The sequence below is a fragment of the Psychroflexus sp. MES1-P1E genome (assembly GCF_002836055.1).
Classification (GTDB): domain Bacteria; phylum Bacteroidota; class Bacteroidia; order Flavobacteriales; family Flavobacteriaceae; genus Psychroflexus.
On the sequence record NZ_PJBS01000186.1, the window covers coordinates 1 to 4337 of the forward strand.

3 protein-coding genes are annotated in these 4337 nt (G+C 29.8%); all 3 read right to left on the reverse strand.

All coding sequences use genetic code 11. The features are described from left to right. Positions 1 to 149: 149 nt before the first annotated feature. The 3 genes from CXF67_RS08315 to CXF67_RS08325 all read right to left on the reverse strand — a co-directional run bounded on the left by CXF67_RS08315 (position 150) and on the right by CXF67_RS08325 (position 4166). The gene (locus tag CXF67_RS08315; RefSeq protein ID WP_102088336.1) at positions 150 to 788 is read right to left on the reverse strand and encodes a DUF1385 domain-containing protein; all 639 of its coding nucleotides are present in this window, start codon (positions 786 to 788) and stop codon (positions 150 to 152) included. 215 nt (positions 789 to 1003) lie between these two features. Then, positions 1004 to 2998, reverse strand: coding sequence for a M1 family aminopeptidase (locus CXF67_RS08320; RefSeq protein ID WP_102088337.1), 1995 nt, complete (start codon positions 2996 to 2998; stop codon positions 1004 to 1006). 226 nt (positions 2999 to 3224) lie between these two features. Continuing rightward, the gene (locus CXF67_RS08325) at positions 3225 to 4166 is read right to left on the reverse strand and encodes a DUF2971 domain-containing protein (protein WP_102088338.1); all 942 of its coding nucleotides are present in this window, start codon (positions 4164 to 4166) and stop codon (positions 3225 to 3227) included. Between the last annotated feature and the right edge of the window lie 171 nt (positions 4167 to 4337).

Genomic DNA, 4337 nt, shown 5'->3' on the forward strand with positions numbered 1-4337 from the left:
TTTTTCGCATTGCTCACAACGTTTATGTATAAGAATAGTGTGGTTTTGTATGAGAGGATTTTCCGAAGGAAAATCAGACGTAATAAAACAGCACTAATCTTTGATTAAGCAATAACTACCGCATTATTTTTATACGGTGTTGTAGTGCGTTATTTTTTATCTTTTCTCGTTTCTTTTTTTGGGTCAACACCTTCGTTTAATTGTATTACTTTTTTAGGGTCAACCTTTGGTAATGTCACTATCTTAACTGAATCAGTTTTAGAGCTTGTTTTTGTTTTTTTGTTATCTTTTGCCATAGTATTATTTTGTTTGTTATGTGATGAATTATTTTTAATCGAAGTGTCAAGGATTAATAAAAAAATCGAAAGAATAATTGCAATAATTATTAATCCAATTCCCCAATTATATTTCTTATTCTGGTTTGTTAATATTTTCTCATTTTTTTCAATAGAATATTTATTATATGCTATCTCAATTTTTTGAACCTCATCAATGTCTTGATTAATTAAATTCTCAAAATTAGATTCATCATATCCTTGATTCAATTTTTTAGCTGTTAATGTCAAGAGTAACAGTATAATTCCTGCAATTAATGGTGTAATCAGAATTGATGCTGTAATTCTTACCCATAATTCAGCTTTTTCGACTAAAAAAAGAAATAAAGGAGCAAATAATGCTCCAACAGCTATAACAGTTCCAGCTTTTTGATGAAGCGAGCGATAACTATCAATTTGAGTTGATAATAGTTCCTTTGATTTGTTCGCTATATATTCTATTGATTTTTTCATTGTCTTAATGCACTACAACGTCTCTGTATATGGCTAGTAGCGTGCAAATTATAAAATTATTTTCGGTTGAGCACAAGCCAGATTTTTAAATTTTACTATTTATCTTTTTTATTGAAAAACGTCAAATTTAAAAATTTGGCGACTTTCCAAATATGCATTAACTTCGATTAAGCAACTGACTAGCTATGAGCTATATACGTTGTTACCTCTCGTTTTCATTCAGTTTTATTGTATAATATCCATTTATTTGGGTCTATTTCAATAATATCTTTTCTGCTTAAATTTAATTGTGCTAACCCATCCTTAAAAATAACATTTGAAATACCATCTTTAGTCATTATTTCCAAAGGCATTGAGAAATCCATATTATTATTCACAATCCATTTTAATAGTATACCTTCTGTATTCTCAACAATTGATAGTTCTGGAAGTGTTGCGTTTTTGAAATAAATATGCTTAAACCAATCTAAATCTTGTCCACTTACTTTCTGAACTATACTAAAAAATTCATCTGTATTTGTAAATCGGCATTGTCCTCCATTAGTTATCAATTCTAATTTTTTATCTGGGTATGCCATCAATCTTAGAACCTTTAAAACGTTGTCTTTACCTATTAGATAACGTAAAGTATGAAGAAGATATGCCCCTTTTTTATAAGAATCTCCACTATAAATCTCTCTTGAATTTACTATCGTATCAGGTGATAAAGGAATTTTATTTAAGAGCTTTCGGTCAAATGATTTAATTTTTTCTTTATAACCTTTTTCTCCTTCTATTGATTCTTCATATAATGCCTCCATATATCCTGTTAGGGATTCTTGAATCCAATAATCTTTCCAGTCAACAGCAGTTACCATATTGCCAAACCATTCGTGACAAATTTCGTGAAAAACAGTTGAGTTGTATTCAGGATATTTTGTTGAATAATTTGGTCCGTAGGCAATAATTGTTTGATGTTCCATAGCAATAAATGGAACTTCGACTATGCCTAGCTTTTCTTTTCGAAATGGATATGGGCCAAGATGTAATTCTAGGAATTTAAGATATTTTTTACTGTACCCATAAAATTCTTTCGCTTTTTCGAAATTTTCAGGCAAAACCCAATATCCTAAATCCAAGCTATCATTTGTAATACCCACGTAATTGTCTGGTATATAAACGTAAGGGGCTATATTCAGAGCGATGTCATAATTATTAATAGGATTTTTCACTTCCCAATTATAGGTAGTAGTTTCGTCTCTATTTTCTATTTTGTTTATTAATATTCCATTGGATATGGCTTTTAACTCTTTTGGAACAGTAAAGGAAAGGCTTACTGAATCTGGTTCATCCCATTGATAGTCTTTGCAAGGCAACCAAACATCAGCACCATCGATTTGAGAGGATGTTGCAATCCAAGGTTGACAATCTGTTGTTTTATTCCAAGAAAAACCTCCTTTGTAAGGCGCGTGAGTAGCTATTCTAGGATTACCGCTATACTCAATATTCACAATTATGAGTTCATCTTTTTTATATTGTGTTGGTAATTTACACCAATGTTTACCATCGATTGTTTCAACTGGTAATTTAATGCTCTTATCATTCTTTACCAGATATACATTTTCAATAGTTAATAGCGAATCAAGGTCAAACACAAAATCATCTAAATTTTCTAAAACTTTTGCTGTGATTTTATTATTGCCTCTTATATAATGGCTTTCTGGCAGTATCTCAAGACTTAAATCATAATGCAGTACATCGTAAGACCGTTGTTCTGTTAAAATTTCTCCACCAGAGGAAGTCCCAGGAATACTTCTATCTTCTATGGTTTTTGGAAGTTTTACTGAATTTTTAATATTTGATTCGTCAATAATAATTTCATTTACTCCAGATGTTGTTTGATATACTCCAAGTGCATTGTCATCTAAATCACTAAAGACCCAATATTCATTTGCTTTAATGTTGAGTTTTTTCGTTTTGTGAGACTCAATTCTTCCAAATCTAACTTTTACTAGTGTATTGTAATAATTCAACCAATAACCTTGAATTGGATCGTCTGTTTCATTTTTTATGTATAGAGTGCAAGACTCTTTTACTTCAGTTTTTGTGCTGCCACAGTACATTATGTCCCAATCTAATGTTTCGAGTTTTTCCGGATTAGATTCTATTTCTTGACCATAGATGTTTAACGTAGATATTAATAAAAGAAAGATTGATAATTTGTATTTCATATTTTTTTTCAAATGAGAGGTAACGGCTCGGCTATGGTTAGTACGGGAACTAAAAGTAATGAACTTTCGATTAAGTACTTAGCCAAAACTTTTTATTTTGTTTTATCTTTTTTCTTCATAAAGCCAAATCAAAAAGATTTGGCGGACTTGGTTTAAAAGCACTAAACTTAGGGTTAAGTACCAAACCCCGTATTAATTATAGCCCTTGTTGTACTTTCGTGTTTTTTCATCTAGTTTGTATGTCAGATTGAGAAACTTGCATAATAACTTCTTTATCATATAACAAGCTTAATATATAGCCTATTTGGTCTTTATCGCCCGCATTACAACCTATTTTTAAGATGTCTTTTGATGCAATTCCATCATGCCCATCATTTGTAAACATTTTTAATGTGTTTGGTGTTTTATTTTCTATAAATATATTTGATTTTCCATTTTGGAAGCTACCATCTATATTTTTGTGAAAAATACCGTTTGGAATACAAATTATTCGCCATTCTTGTTCTGAAGACCACTCTTTTCTTTTTATCATAGAAGATATTAATGAACAGAAGAATTTCAATTCATTTAACTCTGTATGACTAATTTCATTATCAATGTAGTAACTGTTGATGTCTGAAATAAAACCGCTTTTCATTTCATCAAAAATAGTTCCATATGGTTCTAGATATTTAGAATTATTGTTATGGTATATTACTGGAATCAAAAACACAGTAATATTATCAATTTCACACCAGAATTCAATAAGGTTTTTAGGAGTGAAACCAACACGTATTCCTTTATGTTTATTCCCGTATTTTTCCCATTGATTCATATCGTCATTCAATTCTGATAGACTGAAAACAAACGCTGAAAAGTTGTTAATTGATTGACCTTTATATGACTGCTTTAATTTGTTTGATAGTGTTTGATTGAATTTATTGGAGATATATTCTTGACCATATATTAATTCATTAGGGTCGTTCATTAAAAAAATACTAGAAGCTCTAATGGATTGAGATTTAATCATTGCTTCTATAGCTTCTAATGAAGTGTAGTGATATAATTGTGATTTTTGTTTGTATTCAGGATTATTTGAAATAATTTCATCTGCTTTCATTGCAAAATCTTCGAATCTTTTTATGAATGTTTCCTTTATAAAAGTCATTGATTTTAAGTTTTTTGGCATGAAGTACAACGTTTAGTATAAGAAACGTAGGGCAGTTGATAAGCACTATCGTTTCGGTTTATTACTTAGCTAAATATAAATATTTTGCTTTTATCTTTTTTACTATAAACGCCAAATTTTATATTTAGCAGACTTTATTAATATTCACAAACCTTTCGATATAGCACAAAT